Raw genomic sequence first — 16,558 nt, forward strand, 5'->3', positions numbered from 1 at the left:
ACACGCGGACTCGCGCGTTGCGAGTCCCTCGAACATCCTACGAAGGCCGTGAGAGCGGGGAGACCCGGATAGTGTTTCCGACATGAACACCGACGAGGAGCGCCAGCGCGCCGTCGCCGCAATCGACGCCCAGATCGTCGCTCTCATCGAGGACGGCGTCCCCGCCGACAGTTCGCGAATCCGAGCGCTCGTGGCCAAACGCGCGGTCGCTCAGAAGAGTAAGAAGGCAATCAAGAGGTCTGTCCGCAAGGCCCGAGAGCGGCAGGCCGCGGCAGCAGTTACTGCGACGTTGGCGCCGACCAGGGTCCCTCCAAAAACGGACGGGCGAATTACGCTGGTTCCCGATTCCGCCACGGACTCCAAGCGCTTGCGGTCGTTGCCCGCAAGGAACGGAAACGGATCGAGACCGCTCGGATGGAGGTCCGGCAAACTCTGACGTGGTGCGAGGAACCGTCAGCCGAAGGGGTTCGCAACGCCATCGCGAGATGTGATGCCGAGATCAGGGCCCTCATCGACAGCGGAGTGGATTACGAGGCGGACGCCCGGACGCAGCTGCGGAACCGGAGGGCTCGGCTCAAGGACCTCGCCGCTGCCTTCGCTTCAAGGCGACGCAAGTCGCACCCATCGGAGCTCGAGCTGGCCTTCCTGCTGGACGCCTACCTGGAACGCAGACGCCAGATCCGCCGCGGACCGGAAAACGTGGTCGGGGTACTCGACGTGCGGTCCGGCGGGGCGCCCTCGCTGGGCAAGCGGAAGTAGACCCTCGCTTACACGCTCACCAACTGCGAGTCGCTGGTGATGGGGAGCGGGAGTCCGTCCACCTGGTCCGGCTGCCCCGGGGCGTCCTTGGCGCGGCCCGTCACCAACACCACCGGCCGGCGCGGGGGAGCAGTCAGATCCGTCCACCGCCCGAGCTGGGAAAGCTGGGAGTACTCGGCGAGCAGCGAAGCCTCCGTGAGGACCAACGCCGCGCCGTCGGTGGCATCGACATTGTCGAGCACTGTCGTGACATTGGCCTCCATGACGCCGCGCAGCTGCTCGGGCGGCAACCGCAGGAAATCCCCGCGCTTGTCCAACTGGCCGCTGGTCTCGAGCAGGGAATCCACGTTCGCGAGGACCTCGGCGGACAGGTCCACCACCTCGCCGCCGAGTCGCTCTGCGAGCTTGCCCGCGACCTCGTCTCCACGGCCGTAGGGCACCGAGACGGAGACGAACCCCGGGTTCGAGGCCGAGCGCGCCAGTTGCTCGATCAGAGGATCCTCGGTACCGGAGCGGTCGGAGGCCAACGCGGACGGTGTCCGGGTGTGCACCATGCTCAGGCCGGTCGACTGCTGCGGGTAGCGGAAGTCCCGGTGCTGCGGATCCCACGCCATCCCCGGCATGTGCTCGGCCAGCACCGCCTCCACGTCCTCACGCCTCGGCTCGCGGGTGCGAAGCTCCGGGAAGCGGGCGCGGATGAGGTCCTTGAGCAAGCCCAGGTTGAACTGGTTGGCAGCCCGCGGCAGCGTAAGCGCGAGCAGCTCGGGCAGCTCCATCGCGGTGGAGTACAGGTCGCCCGTGGCGGTGAGCGCCAACTCGTCGTCGCCTGCCACCGCCAGCTCCGCCAGGGTGACCGGATCGATCCGGGACTCCGCGTCCGCGGCGTCCGAGAACACCGACCGGGCCGCCCCCCGCAGCTCCGCGTGGACCAGCTCCGCGGGAACGTGCCGCACTCCCGGCTCGGCGAGCAGGTCGTGCGCCGCACGGTTGAGTTCGGCCACCAGGGGACGCGCCCACTCGGGGTGCACGCTCATCCCGATCACCCGAGCGGAGCGCCCGCGCCGCAGCAATTCCACCTCGGACCCGCCAGCGGCGTCAGCACGGTGCAGTCCCAGGTCGAACATGCGCAGCACGCCCAGCCGCAGGCGCTCGGAATCGCGGTGCCCCTGCTCCGCCGGGAAACTCTGCTCCACCGCCCCTGCGATCTGCCGGATACTCGCCACCCCGCCACGGCGCACGATCTCCCGGCGGGTGGCGGCGCGGATCTCCTCGAATGCCGCTGTAAGCACGGGGGAGGACTGCCACAGTGCCGGGAACTTGCCCGTGAGCTGCGGGATCCTGCCGGCACTGAGCCGCAGCGGCTCGGCGTACCGGGACATGGCCTGGAACGGATCCTCCGGCGCGCCCTCGCCCCGCCCGAGGATCGTCCGCACGAGCCGGTAATCGGAGCTGCGCGAGCTGCCCGCCGCCCGCAGGAGTTCCTCCGCCAGCTCCGCCAACGTCGGGAGAGCGACGGCTGTCACGGGAGTGGGGGCATCGCGGGGAGTGACCGGCTCCCTCGTCGTCGTCCCCCCGTCACCCGCGGTGACCGACGCGGCGACGGCCGCGAGCGCCTCGCGGAACTCCTGCGCCGAGCCGAACCGCACCCCGCTTTCCCCATCGAGCAGACGGGTGAAGATCCCCGTCATCTGCTCCACCACGTCCTGGCTCCACTCGGGAGGCATCGCCTCCGCCGGAATCACCACGTGACCGTCGGTGAGCGAGGGCTCGCTCACCCCGTCCCCGTACGTCGGAGTCTCACCCGTCGCCATCTCGAACAACACCACGCCGGCCGAATACCGCTCGGCCGAGGAGTCGGCGATCTGCCGCGACCGCCGGCCCAGGAACGGATCGCGGTACACGCCCGTGCCCACCTGGGTGTGCTGCAGGGACTCGCGGGAGGCGGAGAAGTCGAACAGGGCCAGGTGCTGGCCGCGCCCCCGCCCCACGATCCCGAGGTTGGCGGGCTTGATGTCCCGGTGCGCGACCCCCGCCGCCTCCAGAGCGACCAGTATGTCCGCCAGGTTGATGGCGAACTTCCAGAACCGGTCCTGGGAGATCCGCCCGAGCTGCAGCATGCTCGCCAGCGAGACCTCCCCGCAGTCCGTGAGCACCAGGCACGTGCGCCGGTCGTGGACGACCATCGGGCCCTCGAGCAGCGCTACGAACAGCGAGGAGTACTTGGCCGGCAGCCCCTGGCCGAGCGAGCGCAGGACCTCCGCCTCCGCGGCCAGTCGCTCTGCGGCGCGCTCGTCCCGGGCCACCTTGAGGACCTTGGTGGGCGGACCGGATTCGTCGGTGAGATCCTCCACCTGCAGGCCCACCGCCGTCGAGCCCGAGCCCAGGACCTTCTTGATGACGAACCGGCCCTCGAGCACCCCGTCGATCATCGGGCGCAGCGCGTCCATCTGCTCCGCGGCCGGCTGCGGGGTCGCCGGGCGTGCGGCCTCTGCCAGGCGCCGCTCGAACCCGATCACGGGGGAGAGCCCCTGGCGGGAGTCCGAGACGCCGAACTTGGAGTTGCGCGTGTCGACCGTCGCCGCGGTGGCGTCCATGACGAGCTCACGCAGGCCCTGATCGAACTCGCTTGTCACCGCCGACATGTCCAGGCCGCGGTCGCGCTCCAGCCGGTCGAGCAGCGAGGAGCGGTCCGTGGCCGGGGCCTGGCCGCTGGTAAGGACGTAGTAGGCCAGCGCCCCGAGGGAGAACAGATCCGCCGCCATCCGGTCCGACGTGTGGACGCCCGCCGCCTCCGGTGCGAGGTAGACGCGGCCGGACAGCTCGTCCCCCGGCATGGACGTGGCAGAGCCGGTGGCGCCCAGGACCGTTCCCGAGGCCTCTGCCGTCCCCGCGCCGGACCAGCCGTCGACCTGCACCTCGATGCGGCCGTACGCGTCAACCGGCCGGGTGGAAAGCAGTCGGGTGTCGAGCAGAACGGTGGTGGGATCGAGTCCCCGGTGCGCCACCTGATGCCGGTGCGCGTACAGCAGCGCGTCCGCGACCTGGCGGACGATCTCCACGCGCTCCCGGGACGAGAGCTTGGCCCCCGGCAGCGCAACGTCCAGCGGGCGATGGTCCGGCAGCGCCGGGTAGATCACCACCTCGTCCGAGGTGCCGCGCAGCGTCTCCATGGAGCGGGGGGCCACGATGTGCTCATTGCCCAGCCCGGACAGCAGCTCGTACTCCCGGCGCAGTGTCCTGCGCATGCGGATCTGTTCGCCCTCCGTGGCGGCCGCCGCCACGTTGAGCACGCGCGCGCGGATCGGCTCGTGGGTCTCCCGGTGTTCGCCGTCCCATTCGTGGAAGCGCGGGTCGGGGGAGTCGACGCGGTCGTGCAGGAGGTACGAGCCGGCCATGTGATCACGGACAGTGATCCCCGCGATCTTGCGCATGGCCAGCGCGATGAGCATGCTCAGTGCCTCGCTGATCCGTTCGCGCCCCACCGGCTCCTGGACGCGGTCGGCGATCGGCGGGAGGTTGGTGCGGACCTCGCGGTCGGGAAAGTCCGCCGGGTCTACTCCGAAGATGTTGTGGGCCTTGTCCGCCGCGAGGTGCGAGACCACCCCTGGGTCGTGGAGGAACACCGCCTCCTGAATCCACGGCAGGCGGCCGACTGCGGCAGCGACCTGGCGGATTTTCAGGTCCTCGTCCGGATCCCGCGCGATCCGGGCGATCTCCTGCTCGAGCTTGGACTTGAATCGCTGCGCCTTGCGCCGCGTGGCCACCATGGGCGAGCGCATGCTGTCCACGCGGCCGCCCCGGTCGGTCACCCAGCGGTGCTCGTCGCCGCCGATCCTGCCGTGGTACGACTTGAGCTCAAGCAGGTGGATACGGGACTGGCCCACCACCAGCGCGTCGACCTCGTGCCACTGGCCGTGGCTGTCCTGGAACTCGAAGTTAGCCCACACCCGGTAGGGCGCGGAGTCCGGCACGGCGTTCGCGAGCAGAGCCAGTCCCTGCTTCTCGTGCTCGAAGGCCGAGCGGGAGACCTCTTTCCAGCGGGGGGAGTTCTGAAGCACGGTGAGCGGATCTCCTCGGGCGCGGATCGGGTCGGACGTCACCATCGGTCACATCATCGTGAATCGTAGTGCAGCACTCGGGCGGGGGCCTGGAAACTCATGCCCCGGCGGTCGTCTCGTGCAGCGTGCAGATCTGTCCTTCAGCCTGGCGGTTCAAAGCCAGATTCTGGTGGCGCAAACGGGCTTCGACCGGACTCGCGATAGTCCAGATTCGGCGTAATCCGATCGCTGCTCTTGCCCGCGGCATCGTGGCCGTGGGGCTACGGTGGGAGTGTCGCCGGATCCGGCCGGACGCCGGGTGCACCGACGACGGTGTCACCGAGGAGGTCGACCAATGGACGCACAGCCGGTCGTAGTCGGGGTCGACGGGGGACCCGACTCATTGAAGGCCCTGGCCTGGGCCGCCGAGTACGCGAACACCGTCGGGGCGCCCCTGATCGCCCTGGCCGCCGTCGAGACCCCCGCCGTCGTCGGCCCGTACGCGATGGCCGGGTGGGTGGACCCGTCGATTCTGGAAGAGAGAGCGCGGACAATGCTCTCGGATTCGGTGCGGGACACCTTGGGTGACGACGCCCGCGTCGACCAGACCGTCCTCCGCGGCCACCCTGCGGAGGCGATCGTCGCGGCCTCGCGGGATGCCCGACTCGTCGTGGTGGGCAGCCGGGGGTGGGGTGGTTTCCGTGGACTGCTCATGGGCTCGGTGAGTCAGCACGTCGTCGCGCACTCGCGGTCCCCGGTCGTGGTCCTGCCGCGTCAGTCCGAGGACGCCTGAGCCCGGTCGGCCTCGCGCGACGCGCGTGACCGGTACCGGCTGCTCCGCGGACAGGTCAGGACTCCGTCTGCCGCACCAGACCCGCGAGCAGTGCCGGGAACCGGGCTGAGACGCCTCGGCGGGGGAGGGCGTTCAGCGCGTCGACCTGACCGGGAAGCGCGTCGTAGCGACCAGTGGTCAGGTACTCGAGCGCACTCAACAGCGCCGCCGGATGGATGTCCAGCGCACTGTGGCCGTTCTCGATTCGGGTGACCGCCGCGTCCGGGGCGATCTTGGCCACGCGGTCGGCGATCTCCGGTGGGGTCCGGAGATCCCGGGTGCCGCTGAGAAGGACCATCGGCCAGGTGAAGCGGGATACCTCGCGACTCAGGTCGACCGGTTCCGCATCGAACCCGGGAAACTGGTGCGCGAGCGGCGCATATGTGAGCGCGGGGTCCAGGGGCCTACCGTCGGTCGGGGCGCCGTACCCCAGTTCGCGGAAACCGATCGCTCCGGCGAGGTCGAACTCGTAGACGCCCGGCACGCGCGCGAGCGAGCCGTCCCGGGTCGCGTACGCCTCGAGGAGTCGCCAGGCTGCTGCGTCCGGGGCTCGCAGCCGTCCCCGCGCCCGGCCCAGTACTCGGCCCCGCAGCACCGGGCCGAGCAGCTCCGGTCCGCCCAACTCGTAGGCGGCGCGGACCACGTCGAGCAACCGTCGGCGGTCCTCTCCACGTGCGTAGAGGCGCCGCACTTCCGCCGCGATCGCGGTGCCGGAATCCCAGAACAGAGACAGAACCGCCCGACGCTCGAGGTCGATGTCCGTCGACGACTGCAGCGCCGAATCCAGCAGCATGCCGGCGACGCGCTCGGGATACAGGGCGCCGACGCAGGACACCACGTAGCTACCGTAGGAGGACCCGGCCAGGTGGGCCGAGTCCACCGCTTCCCGGTCGAGTACCGCCGCGATGTCGCCGGCGACCGTGGCGATCCGCATCGCCGACACCGGCAGGTCCCGGCCGGCGGTGTCGGTGCGGGACAGTCCCACACCTCTGTGCTCCACCATGATCAGGTCGAGCCCGAGGCGGGCGGCCCGTCGCCGCAGCCCGCGATACGGCAGTACCGACCCGAGGCCCGGACCGCCGGGGACCACCACGGTCGGCTGGCGCGTGCGCGGGCCGGTCCGGACGTCAACGGTTAGGTGAGCCTTAGCGTCCACTGTGACCAGTGCGTTTGAGACACTTGTCCACATGGACATCGTTTTCAACATCGTTCTGATCCTGCACTTCATCGGCCTGGCAGGCATCATCGGCGGGTGGCTCGCCACCATCAAGGCGCCTCACATGAACAAGGCGATCCTGCACGGCGCGATCCTCCAGGTGGTCACCGGTCTGCTGCTCGTCGGTCTGCGCGAGATGCAGGACGTGGACCTCAATCACATGAAGATCGGGATCAAGCTCGTCGTCGCGGTCGTCATCCTGGTCGTCGCGGTGGTGGGCGTCCGTAAGGAGGCCAGGGCGGCGGGCAGCACCGGGACCCTGGCGACCATCGCCGGCGTCCTCGGCGTGGTCAACGTCGCCATCGCGGTCCTGGTCTGACACGGTCCTGGTCTGATACCGGGACTCCACGCCCCGCGCCGCCCCCCGACTCCGGTCGGGGGGCGGTTCGCGTTGTTCCGCACCAGTAGCGTCGAACCCGGAGAAAGAGGTGTTGTCAGAGGGAGGGATGCATCGTGGCTCTGGAGGAGACCCCGGCGGCCGGCCGGCCCGCACCACATTCGCCCGTCGAGGACAAGGCTGAGGTGTTGGCTCGAGTGGTCGCCGCCATCGACGCCGGCGATATGGACTCGGGCCGTGACGTTCTCCGGTCCGACTACCCGTTCGCGCCGGTGGCCAAGTCCGGCCGCAGTTACACCGACCGCCAGTCCCTGCGCCTCTTCTACCGGGACGGATTCCTCGATCGCTACAGCGGCACGAGACTGGTACACCCGGGTGCCCTGCGTCTGCTGTCCGTGCTCATCCCAGAGGACTTTCCCGCGCATCCGAACTGGCTGATGTCGGAGACACGTTTCGCGTTTTGGGAGTTGTTCCCCACCATCGATCATCTTGTGCCGGTGGCCCGCGGGGGAATGGACGACGACTCGAACTGGTTCTGCACCTCGATGTTACGAAACTCGGCCAAGGCCCATTGGACTGTCGAGGAGCTGGGTTGGTCGCTGCACCCGCCGGGGAAACATACCGACTGGGATGGCCTGACAGGCTGGTTCGTCCGACACATGCAGCAGCATCCGGAACTACGCGTGCACGCTTACCTGGCCCGATGGTTCCGAGCGTCCGCGGACATCCGCACGCAGTTGATCTGATTACTCCATCACGGCGGCGAGGTACGCCCGCACCAGCCGGGCACCCACCTCGGCCGGGAGGCGTTCGATCGCCGCGAGCAGCGCGGCCATCCCGCCGTCGTCCCCGTCGTCGCCTGCGAGCACGCCGGACACCATCGCGTGCACATCGTCCTCGGGGAGGGTGAGCAGGTCGCCAGGGGAGAGGGCGCCGGCCTCCAGCGCGGCCAGCACGTCGGCGAACGCGGCCGGGGGCGCCGGGTCGGGCATGCCGCGTACCGCATCAGCAGCCGCGTGGGCCACGTTGAGGATCTCGTCCGTCAGGCGTTCGGTCACCGGGGTGATGGTGAGGTGGGACGACGACGGCAACGCGCCCCGCTCCTGACGGTAGGCCGGCTGCGCCTGCACGGCGATGCCCCTGCGACCGCACTCGTCCGCCCACAGGTGGGGGTGGACACGTCGGGCGCCTCCCACGGACCCGTCGGCCACCACGGCGATCAGGGGTCCCGGATCGGAGTCGATCACGCGCAGTCCCTCGATACCGGACAGCCCCTCCACGAGGCGTCCGGTCGCCCTGGCGGTGCGCGCCACGAGTTCGGACTGACCGTCGTCGCCCAGGGCCTCGAGCACGGCCCACGCGGCGGCCGCGGGTTCGAGAGGCTTGGACCCGGACAGGGTGGGGTTGACCACCGGGTAGCCCGGCCAGTCGACGGTGGAGAACCAGGATGCGCGGTGCCTGGCGCGGCCCCGGCTGAGCAGGACCGAGGTGCCCTTGGGGGCGAACCCGTACTTGTGCAGATCGGCCGAGATGCTGGTGACCCGTCGGACCCGTAGATCCCAGGTCGATCCCACCCCGCCCGGCCAGAAGGGGAGGACCAGCCCGCCCAGGCAGGCGTCCACGTGCAGCCCGATCCGCGGATCGTGGTGCGCGTCGAGCCCGGCCGCGACCTGCTCCACCGGGTCGATCACACCGGTGGGGTAGGAGGAGGCCGAGCACACCACCAGGCAGGTGTCGTGGTCCACGGCGGCCAGCAGGTCCTCGGCTGCCACCCGGCCCGTGTCGGGGTCCACCTCGACGCCGACGAACCGCATCCCGAGGATGTGGGCGGCCTTGCGGAACGCCGCGTGGACGGTCACCGGGGCGACGATCGTCCCGCCACTGCCGGGGGCACGCCCCGAGACCTCCCGAGCCGCCAGACACGCCAGCACGCAACTCTCGGTGCCGCCCGACGTCACGACACCGTGGACCTCGTCGTCGTCGCTCCCCGGACCGACACCGGCGTCCCCGCCCAGGATCGTGCGGACCCTGTTGACGATCCCGCCGTGGATCCGTGCGACCGACCCGAACACGGTCGGGTCCAGGCCGTTGACCCCGTGCGCCAGACCGGCCGCGCGCACAGCCAACCGGTCCACGCCCTCCAGTCCCGAGTCGTAGACGTAGGAGAGCACCCTGCCCCCGGTCGTGGGCGGGTCCGACGCCCGCAGCGCAGCCAGCGTCTCGAGGGCCGCCTGGCCCCTCTGGGCGATCACGGCCTCCAGGGGATCGGTGTCCGGGGACGCGGTACCTGGGGGTTCGGTGTCCGGGGATTCGACTGTCATGCGGGCTCCGTCCAGCTCGGGTGTTCGCGGCCCAACGCCCGGATGACCAGCAGACTCGCAGCGGTCAGCAGGGCGGGGACCAGGGAGAAACCGAGGATGATGGCCCAGAGGGCCGGTTCGGGCTGATCAGCGACGCCGCCGGAGCGGAAGCCGGTCACCGCGAGCAGCGCCAGCACCACCACGGGCCCGAGCGCCATGGATCCCGTCTCGGACGCCGTCCACAGCCCGCTCATCGCCCCGCTGCGACGGCGGCCGCCCAGCTCGCGGTCCATGTCCGTGGTGTCGGGGAGCATCGACATCGGTAGAGCCTGCATCCCGGCGTAGGCGACTCCCGCGAGCGCCACCGGGACGTGCACCCACATCCCGGGCCACATACCCGCGGGGATGAGCATGAGAGCGGACACGGTGAACAGGATCGTCGCGGTCGCCAGAGCGGGGACCTTGCCCCGGGCGTGCGCCAGGCGGGCCCACAGCGGCATCACCAGCAGGGCGGGGGCGATCAGGGCGAGGAACAGCCCGGTCAGCGCGGCCTCGTCGCCCAGGATGTAGGTGGCGACGTACTGGCCACCCGCGAGCATCACGGCCGTGGCCACCGCCTGCAGGCAGAACAGGCCCACCAGCAACCGGAACGGCCGGGTCACCCGCAGCGCGTCGAGCCCGTCGCGGTACTGCCGGCCCAGGTCGCCGACCTGCGCGTCCGCCCGCAGGACCGTGCGCCGACCGGATCCGAGCGTCGCCCACAGCATGCCGCCGAGCATCAGGGCGGACACGGCGACGGCCATCACCACGTACCCCGTCGCCCCTCCGCCCGCGGCCTCGCGCAGGGCCGGACCACCGCCCCCCACCACGAGGATCGTCGCGGCCAGCACCGCGACGCGCCACGCGAGGATGGTCACCCGCACCCCCGAGTCGCCGGTCAGCTCAGCCGGTAGAGCGAGGTAGGGGACCTGGAAACACGAGAAGGCCAGGGAGGCCAGCAGGAAGAAGCCCATGACCCAGACACCGGCCAGCGCGGTGCCCCACTGCGTCGGCGCCGAGAAGGTGGCCACGAAGAGCAGGGGCAGCGCGAGCGCCCCGAACAGCATGAGACCCGTCCGGTATCCGGTGCGGTGCGAGGCGCGGTCGGAGATCGCCCCGATGAGCGGGTAGGCCAGCACGTCGATCACCTTGGGGACCAGCACCAGCACCGTCGCCACCGCGGCCGCGACACCGATCGAGTCGGTGAGGTAGTAGGCCAGCACCAGCCCGGGCAGGGTGCTGAACGCTCCCGTGCCCACGCTGCCGGCGGCGTACGAGGCGAGCATCCGGCCCGAGGGCCCCCCGGCGGACGGGCCGTCGGCACGCGCGGCCTCGCCGTGCGCACGTGTGGTGGTCATGGACAGACTCTAGGGCGAGGCGAGCGCGTTCACCGTTGAAAAGAGCGTTCCGCGCACCTGGCTCTCACGAAACGTGTGCGGAACGGCCTTCGCGATGGGGAATGAGGAGTGTGCCGGGACCCGCCTCAGCCGCGCCAGTCGAAGGTGTCCGGGTCCGGCCCCGAGCGAGTGCCGTTGTGCAGGGCCGATATCGAGGCCATCTGCTCGTCGTTCAGCTCGAAGTCGAACACGTCGAGGTTCTGACGCATCCGCTCGGGGCTCGAGGACTTGGGAAAGACGATGTCCCCGCGCTGGAGCACCCAGCGAAGCACGACCTGGGAGACCGAGCGGTCGACCTGCTCCGCCAACGCGGTGAGCTGCGGGTCGCCGAAGACCGCGCCCTGCGCGAGCGGGCTCCACGCCTCCACCGCGATCCCGCGGTCCGCGCACGCCGCGCGGACCTCGTCGTTGACGAAGTAGGGGTTCGACTCGATCTGGTTGACGGAGGGAGTGCTGAGGCCCGCCTCGGACAGTCGCGCGAGGTTGGCCGGGGTGAAGTTGGAGACCCCGATCGAGTCCACCGCGAAGTCGGCGCGGATGCCCTCCATGGCCTCCCAGACGCGGGCGACGTCGTCGTGCATCGCGAGCGGCCAGTGCACCAGGAACAGGTCGATCCGGCCGCCGAGGGCCTCGAGTGAGCGTTCGGCGGAGTCGCGGGCGGCGGCGGGCTCGTGGAAGGAGTTGTTGAGCTTGGTGGTGAGCCACAGCTCGTCACGCGGGATCCCCGAGGCCGCGATCGCGCGACCCACCCCGTCCTCGTTGCCGTACATCTGGGCGGTGTCCAGGTGCCGGTACCCGGCCTCGAGTGCGTCCGAGACGACCTTCTCGGTGTCGGCGGGGGGAACCTGGTAGGTACCGAAGCCGAGCTGGGGGATCGCACGGCCGTCGCCCAGGTCGATCAGCGGGATCTGCGGTGTCGAATCGGTCATGCGCCCCACCGTACGCCCGTCCCGGGATCACTCGCGACCGGTACGCAGCGAGGCCTCCACCAGGTCGAGCATCGCGCTCACGTGAGCCGTGCCGCGCCCTGTCGCGAGGTGGGTGATGAGTCCGTCGAGCACGATGTCGAGGTAGACGCGCAGCACGTCATCGGGGACGTCCGTCCGCATCCTCCCGGAGTCCTTCTGCTCCCGCAGGCGGGCGAGAATGGCCTCGTCGAGCTCCGCCTGCCGGTCGGTCCACCGCTCCCGGAAGGCCGGATCGGTGCGGATCCGTCGCGCGATCTCCAGTCGGGTCCCGAGCCACGAGAACTCGTGGGGGTCGGCCAGGATCTCCCGCATCACCTGGACCAGACCCTGCTCGGCCACCGTGGCCGCCATCGCCGCGGCGTCGTCGTGCGCCAACGCGAGGAACAGGGCGTCCTTGTCGTCGAAGTGGTGGAAGATCGCACCGCGGCTGAGACCGGTGGTCTCCTCCAGACGTCGGACCGTGGCGCCCTCGAACCCGAACTCGGCAAAGCACTCGCGCGCCCCCGACAGGATCTCCCGACGCCGGGCGTCCATGTGGTCCTGACTGACCCTGGGCATCTCACAACCTTCCTACGGATACACCACGGCGGTACGCGGTTCCCCCTGTCTCACCAGGAGTTACCGCGCACCGCCGTCGGGGTGGAGGTGATCAGCCCTTGATCATGTTGCGCAGCACGTACTGCAGGATGCCGCCGTTGCGGTAGTACTCCGCCTCGCCGGGGGTGTCGATGCGCACCTTGGCGTCGAACTCGACCACCTGGCCGTCCTCCTTGGTGGCGGTGACCTTGACCGTCTTGGGCGTGGTGCCGTTGTTCAGCTCCTCGATCCCGGTGATGTCGAACGTCTCCGTGCCGTCCAGGCCGAGGGTCTCGTGCGACTCGCCCTCGGGGAACTGCAGCGGCATGACACCCATGCCGATGAGGTTCGAGCGGTGGATGCGCTCGAACGACTCGGTGATGACGGCCTTGACGCCGAGCAGGCTGGTGCCCTTGGCCGCCCAGTCGCGGGAGGACCCGGTGCCGTACTCCTTGCCACCGAGCACCACGAGCGGCGTGCCCTGCGCGGCGTAGTTCTGCGCGGCGTCGTAGATGAACGCCTGCGGGGCGCCCTCCTGCGTGAAGTCGCGCGTGTAGCCGCCCGTCACACCGTCCAGCAGTTGGTTCTGGAGGCGGATGTTGGCGAACGTGCCCCGGATCATGACCTCGTGGTTGCCGCGGCGCGACCCGAACGAGTTGTAGTCCTGACGGGACACACCGTTCTCGTCGAGGTACTGCGCGGCCGGGGTGCCCGGCTTGATCGTCGACGCGGGCGAGATGTGGTCGGTCGTGACCGAGTCGCCGAGCTTGGCCAGGACGCGGGCGCCCTTGACGTCCTCGACCGGGGTCAGCTCCATCTGCATCCCGTCGAAGTACGGGGGCTTGCGCACGTAGGTCGACTTGGCGTCCCACTCGAACGTCTTGCCGTCCGGGGTGCTGAGCCCACGCCAGCGGCCATCGCCGGCGAAGACGTCGGCGTACTTGGACGTGTACTCCTTGGAGGAGATCGAGGCCTTGATGGTCTCCTCGATCTCCTCGGTGGAGGGCCAGATGTCCTTGAGGTAGACGTCGTTGCCGTCGGTGTCCTTGCCCAGGGAGTCGGCCTCGAAGTCGAAGTCCATGGTCCCGGCGATGGAGTACGCGATGACCAGCGGCGGGGACGCCAGGTAGTTCATCTTGACGTCCTGGTTGATCCGGCCCTCGAAGTTGCGGTTACCGGACAGCACCGCGGTGGCGGTCAGGTCGTGCTCCTGGATCGCGTTGGAGATCTCCTCCGGCAGCGGTCCGGAGTTGCCGATGCAGGTGGTGCAGCCGTAGCCCACGAGGTAGAAGCCGAGGGCCTCCAGGTCCGGCCAGAGTCCGGCCCGCTCGTAGTACTCGGTGACGACCTGCGAACCCGGCGCCATCGACGTCTTGACCCACGGCTTGGCCTTGAGGCCCTTCTCGTGCGCCTTGCGCGCGAGGAGCCCGGCGCCGATCATCACCGACGGGTTGGACGTGTTGGTGCAGGACGTGATCGAGGCGATGGAGACGATGCCGTGGTCCAAGACCATCTCGGTGCCGTCCACGGACACCTCGACGGGCTTGGAGGGACGTCCCTCGGAGCCGTCGGAGGCGTCGGCCCGGACCGAGCCCTCCTCGGCGTGCGAGAGGGTCGCGGTCCCGGTGTTGTCGGACGGGGCACCGCCCTCGGACTGCATCCGGCCCTTCTCGGTGTCACCGAGGGGGTTGACGCCGGCGTCCACGTAGTTGTGGATGTCCTTGCGGAACGCGCTCTTGGCGTCGGCCAGCTCGATGCGGTCCTGCGGACGCTTGGGTCCGGCGATCGACGGGACGACGTCGCCCAGGTCGAGCTCCAGGTATTCGGAGAAGACGGGCTCCTCCGCGTCGGCGTGGAGCCACATGCCCTGCTCCTTGGCGTAAGCCTCGACCAGGGCGAGCTGCTCCTCGTCGCGACCCGTCAGGCGCAGGTAGTCGATGGTCTCGCCGTCGATCGGGAACATGGCGCAGGTGGAGCCGAACTCCGGGCTCATGTTGCCGATCGTGGCGCGGTTGGCCAGGGGCACAGCCGCGACGCCGGCACCGTAGAACTCCACGAACTTGCCCACGACGCCGTGCTTGCGCAGCATCTCGGTGATCGTCAGGACGACGTCCGTGGCGGTGACGCCCGGCTTGATCGACCCGGTGAGCTTGAAGCCCACGACGCGGGGGATGAGCATGGAGATGGGCTGGCCGAGCATGGCGGCCTCGGCCTCGATACCGCCGACGCCCCATCCCAGGACGCCGAGACCGTTCTCCATGGTGGTGTGCGAGTCGGTGCCCACGCAGGTGTCGGGGTAGGCCTGCCCGTTCCGGACCATCACGGAGCGCGCCAGGTACTCGATGTTGACCTGGTGCACGATGCCGGTACCCGGGGGGACGACCTTGAAGTCGTCGAAGGCGCCCTGACCCCAGCGGAGGAACTGATAGCGCTCCTCGTTGCGCTGGTACTCGATCTCGACGTTCTTGTCGAAGGAGTCGCGACCACCGAAGGACTCGATGATCACGGAGTGGTCGATGACCATCTCGGCCGGCGCGAGGGGGTTGACCTTGTCGGGGTCGCCACCGAGGGTCTTGACGGCCTCACGCATGGTGGCGAGGTCGACGATGCAGGGGACACCGGTGAAGTCCTGCATGATCACGCGGGCGGGCGTGAACTGGATCTCGGTGTCGGGCTCGGCGGAGGGGTCCCAACCGGCCAGGGCCTCGATGTGCGCCTTGGTGACGTTCTTGCCGTCCTCCGTGCGCAGCAGGTTCTCGGTGAGGACCTTGAGGGAATAAGGGAGCTTGGCGGCTCCCTCGACCGCCGAGAGGCGGTAGATCTCATAGGCTTGGCCGCCGACCTCTAGGGTCCCCTTGGCGCCAAAGCTGTCAATGCTTGCTGTCACGTCAGCTCCACTCGTGGTGTGAATGTCGATTCGTCATCCCTCCCGGTGTCGCCGCGTGTCTCGGGCGGCAACGCCGGGGGCGGACACAGGACCCATTGTGGACCCTCGCGCCCGGTTGCGGTCACCAATTTACCAGTACGCTCGTCCTGTATAGGTTCCGGCACGCCCGAAGTTGGGGGGCGCGGAGCGGGTATCGCGCCGTCCGGCGCGTGTATTCGGTTCGACGACGACGAGATGGCACCATGTCGGCCGTGGACAACTCCGACGATTCCGTGACCACGCTCGCCTACGAGGCCGAGCCGGTGATGTCCTTGCAGGAGGGCGAGGTCCCGCAGTGGCTCGACTTCGAGGCCGTGTCCCGGGACCTGGCCGACGACGGGGTCTCCGCCCCGGAGCCGTTCGTCGAGGGACTGCGGACCGTCGTCACCGAGGCGGGGGACCGCGGGCTCGATCTCAAGGTGGTCTACACCGAGGCCCCGGCCGCCGTCTACACGGACGCCCGCGACCTCGCCGCCCTGCTGAACGAGGAGTACGAGGGGACGATCCTGGTCCGGACCCCGGTCTTCGTCGGCAGTTCCAGCGACACCATCCCCCGCCACAAGCTCGAGGCCGGCCAGGACGACGCCTGGGAGGAGTTCGACCCGGTGGCCTCCGCCTCGGTCTTCGCGCACAAGGTCACCGCACCCGCCCCGCCCTGGGGCGCGTTCTCGGCGGTCGTGCTCGTGCTGGCGATCGTCGTGGCGGTCGCCTTCGTCGTCGCCCTCCGGCGGCGTCTGCGCTGACGGACGCTCTTCTCCCCATCGCCCGACACGCCGGGTTTTCTCGCGTTATTAGAGTTACAGCAGTGTATTTTGCCGTCCAATGTTCCGGACGGGACTTCTGTGACCTACGGTGCTAGAGGAACCATCGGTTCTGCCGAGTTGGTATGAGGCTCTAGTGGCGCAGGGGAAGGCATCACCCGAACCTCACCCTCCTCGGTGACGCGTCCCGCCGTGCGGGTCGCGCGGTCAGCCGCATCCTCGTGCGGTTATCGGAAGGTGAAACGTGAAGCCTGACCATTCTTCAAGCCGCGCTCCGGGAGCGCGGAGACGTCGGGGTCCGGTGCGCAGGCCCGGACACGCCCTACTCGCGGCGGCGCTCGTCCTGGGCACCGCCTCGGGCGTGGTCCACGCACCGGTGGTCGCGGCGCAGGAGGTCCCGGCGGCCTCGC

The 16,558-nt window shown here is 69.7% G+C and carries 13 protein-coding genes; 6 read left to right on the top strand and 7 right to left on the bottom strand.

Going from position 1 to position 16,558, the window contains the following annotated elements:
• The first annotated feature begins 82 nt into the window (after positions 1–82).
• Both G6017_RS16160 and G6017_RS16165 read left to right on the top strand, forming a co-directional pair.
• Complete coding sequence (locus G6017_RS16160) at positions 83–436, top strand: hypothetical protein (RefSeq protein WP_182618256.1); 354 nt, start codon at positions 83–85, stop codon at positions 434–436.
• An 86-nt stretch (positions 437–522) separates the two neighbouring features.
• Positions 523–759, top strand: a complete 237-nt coding sequence (locus tag G6017_RS16165) for a hypothetical protein (RefSeq protein WP_182618258.1) — start codon at positions 523–525, stop codon at positions 757–759.
• A gap of 8 nt (positions 760–767) precedes the next feature.
• Here the strand turns inward: G6017_RS16165 and G6017_RS16170 are convergent, their stop codons facing one another.
• Positions 768–4,817 carry a protein kinase domain-containing protein gene (locus G6017_RS16170; protein WP_182618260.1) on the bottom strand — a complete coding sequence of 1,350 codons (4,050 nt, stop codon included), beginning with the start codon at positions 4,815–4,817 and terminating at the stop codon, positions 768–770.
• A gap of 334 nt (positions 4,818–5,151) precedes the next feature.
• Here G6017_RS16170 and G6017_RS16175 point away from each other — a divergent pair, with 334 nt between their 5' ends.
• Positions 5,152–5,589: a universal stress protein gene (locus G6017_RS16175; RefSeq protein ID WP_182618262.1), complete on the top strand. Its 438-nt coding sequence runs from the start codon at positions 5,152–5,154 to the stop codon at positions 5,587–5,589.
• Between the two features lie 55 nt (positions 5,590–5,644).
• Here G6017_RS16175 and G6017_RS16180 read toward each other — a convergent pair whose 3' ends face one another.
• On the bottom strand, positions 5,645–6,718 hold the full coding sequence (locus G6017_RS16180; protein WP_347238040.1) for an alpha/beta hydrolase: 1,074 nt from the start codon (positions 6,716–6,718) through the stop codon (positions 5,645–5,647).
• Between the two features lie 97 nt (positions 6,719–6,815).
• On the opposite strand from G6017_RS16180, the gene G6017_RS16185 reads away from it, so the two are divergent.
• Together G6017_RS16185 and G6017_RS16190 are read left to right on the top strand one after the other, a co-directional pair.
• Entirely contained in the window at positions 6,816–7,163 is a 348-nt protein-coding gene (locus tag G6017_RS16185) for a hypothetical protein (RefSeq protein WP_182618266.1), read from the top strand.
• A gap of 134 nt (positions 7,164–7,297) precedes the next feature.
• Complete coding sequence (locus G6017_RS16190) at positions 7,298–7,927, top strand: HNH endonuclease (RefSeq protein WP_347238041.1); 630 nt, start codon at positions 7,298–7,300, stop codon at positions 7,925–7,927.
• Here the strand turns inward: G6017_RS16190 and G6017_RS16195 are convergent, their stop codons facing one another.
• The 5 genes from G6017_RS16195 to acnA all read right to left on the bottom strand — a co-directional run bounded on the left by G6017_RS16195 (position 7,928) and on the right by acnA (position 15,348).
• Positions 7,928–9,502: a pyridoxal phosphate-dependent decarboxylase family protein gene (locus tag G6017_RS16195; RefSeq protein ID WP_182618268.1), complete on the bottom strand. Its 1,575-nt coding sequence runs from the start codon at positions 9,500–9,502 to the stop codon at positions 7,928–7,930. It lies immediately after the preceding gene.
• Positions 9,499–10,878 carry an MFS transporter gene (locus tag G6017_RS16200; protein ID WP_182618270.1) on the bottom strand — a complete coding sequence of 460 codons (1,380 nt, stop codon included), beginning with the start codon at positions 10,876–10,878 and terminating at the stop codon, positions 9,499–9,501. The genes G6017_RS16195 and G6017_RS16200 overlap by 4 nt, the downstream gene beginning before the upstream one ends.
• Positions 10,879–11,003: 125 nt before the next feature.
• Positions 11,004–11,846, bottom strand: coding sequence for an aldo/keto reductase (locus G6017_RS16205; protein ID WP_179525302.1), 843 nt, complete (start codon positions 11,844–11,846; stop codon positions 11,004–11,006).
• 27 nt (positions 11,847–11,873) lie between these two features.
• Positions 11,874–12,443, bottom strand: coding sequence for a TetR/AcrR family transcriptional regulator (locus G6017_RS16210; protein WP_179525301.1), 570 nt, complete (start codon positions 12,441–12,443; stop codon positions 11,874–11,876).
• A 91-nt stretch (positions 12,444–12,534) separates the two neighbouring features.
• A complete protein-coding gene (acnA, locus tag G6017_RS16215) occupies positions 12,535–15,348 on the bottom strand; it encodes an aconitate hydratase AcnA (protein ID WP_182618273.1) in 2,814 nt (937 codons plus the stop codon).
• 242 nt (positions 15,349–15,590) lie between these two features.
• Here acnA and G6017_RS16220 point away from each other — a divergent pair, with 242 nt between their 5' ends.
• Positions 15,591–16,130, top strand: coding sequence for an Rv1476 family membrane protein (locus tag G6017_RS16220; RefSeq protein WP_187700278.1), 540 nt, complete (start codon positions 15,591–15,593; stop codon positions 16,128–16,130).
• The last annotated feature ends 428 nt before the right edge of the window (positions 16,131–16,558 follow it).

The sequence above is a fragment of the Dietzia sp. B44 genome (genome assembly GCF_014145245.1).
Classification (GTDB): Bacteria; Actinomycetota; Actinomycetes; order Mycobacteriales; family Mycobacteriaceae; genus Dietzia; species Dietzia natronolimnaea.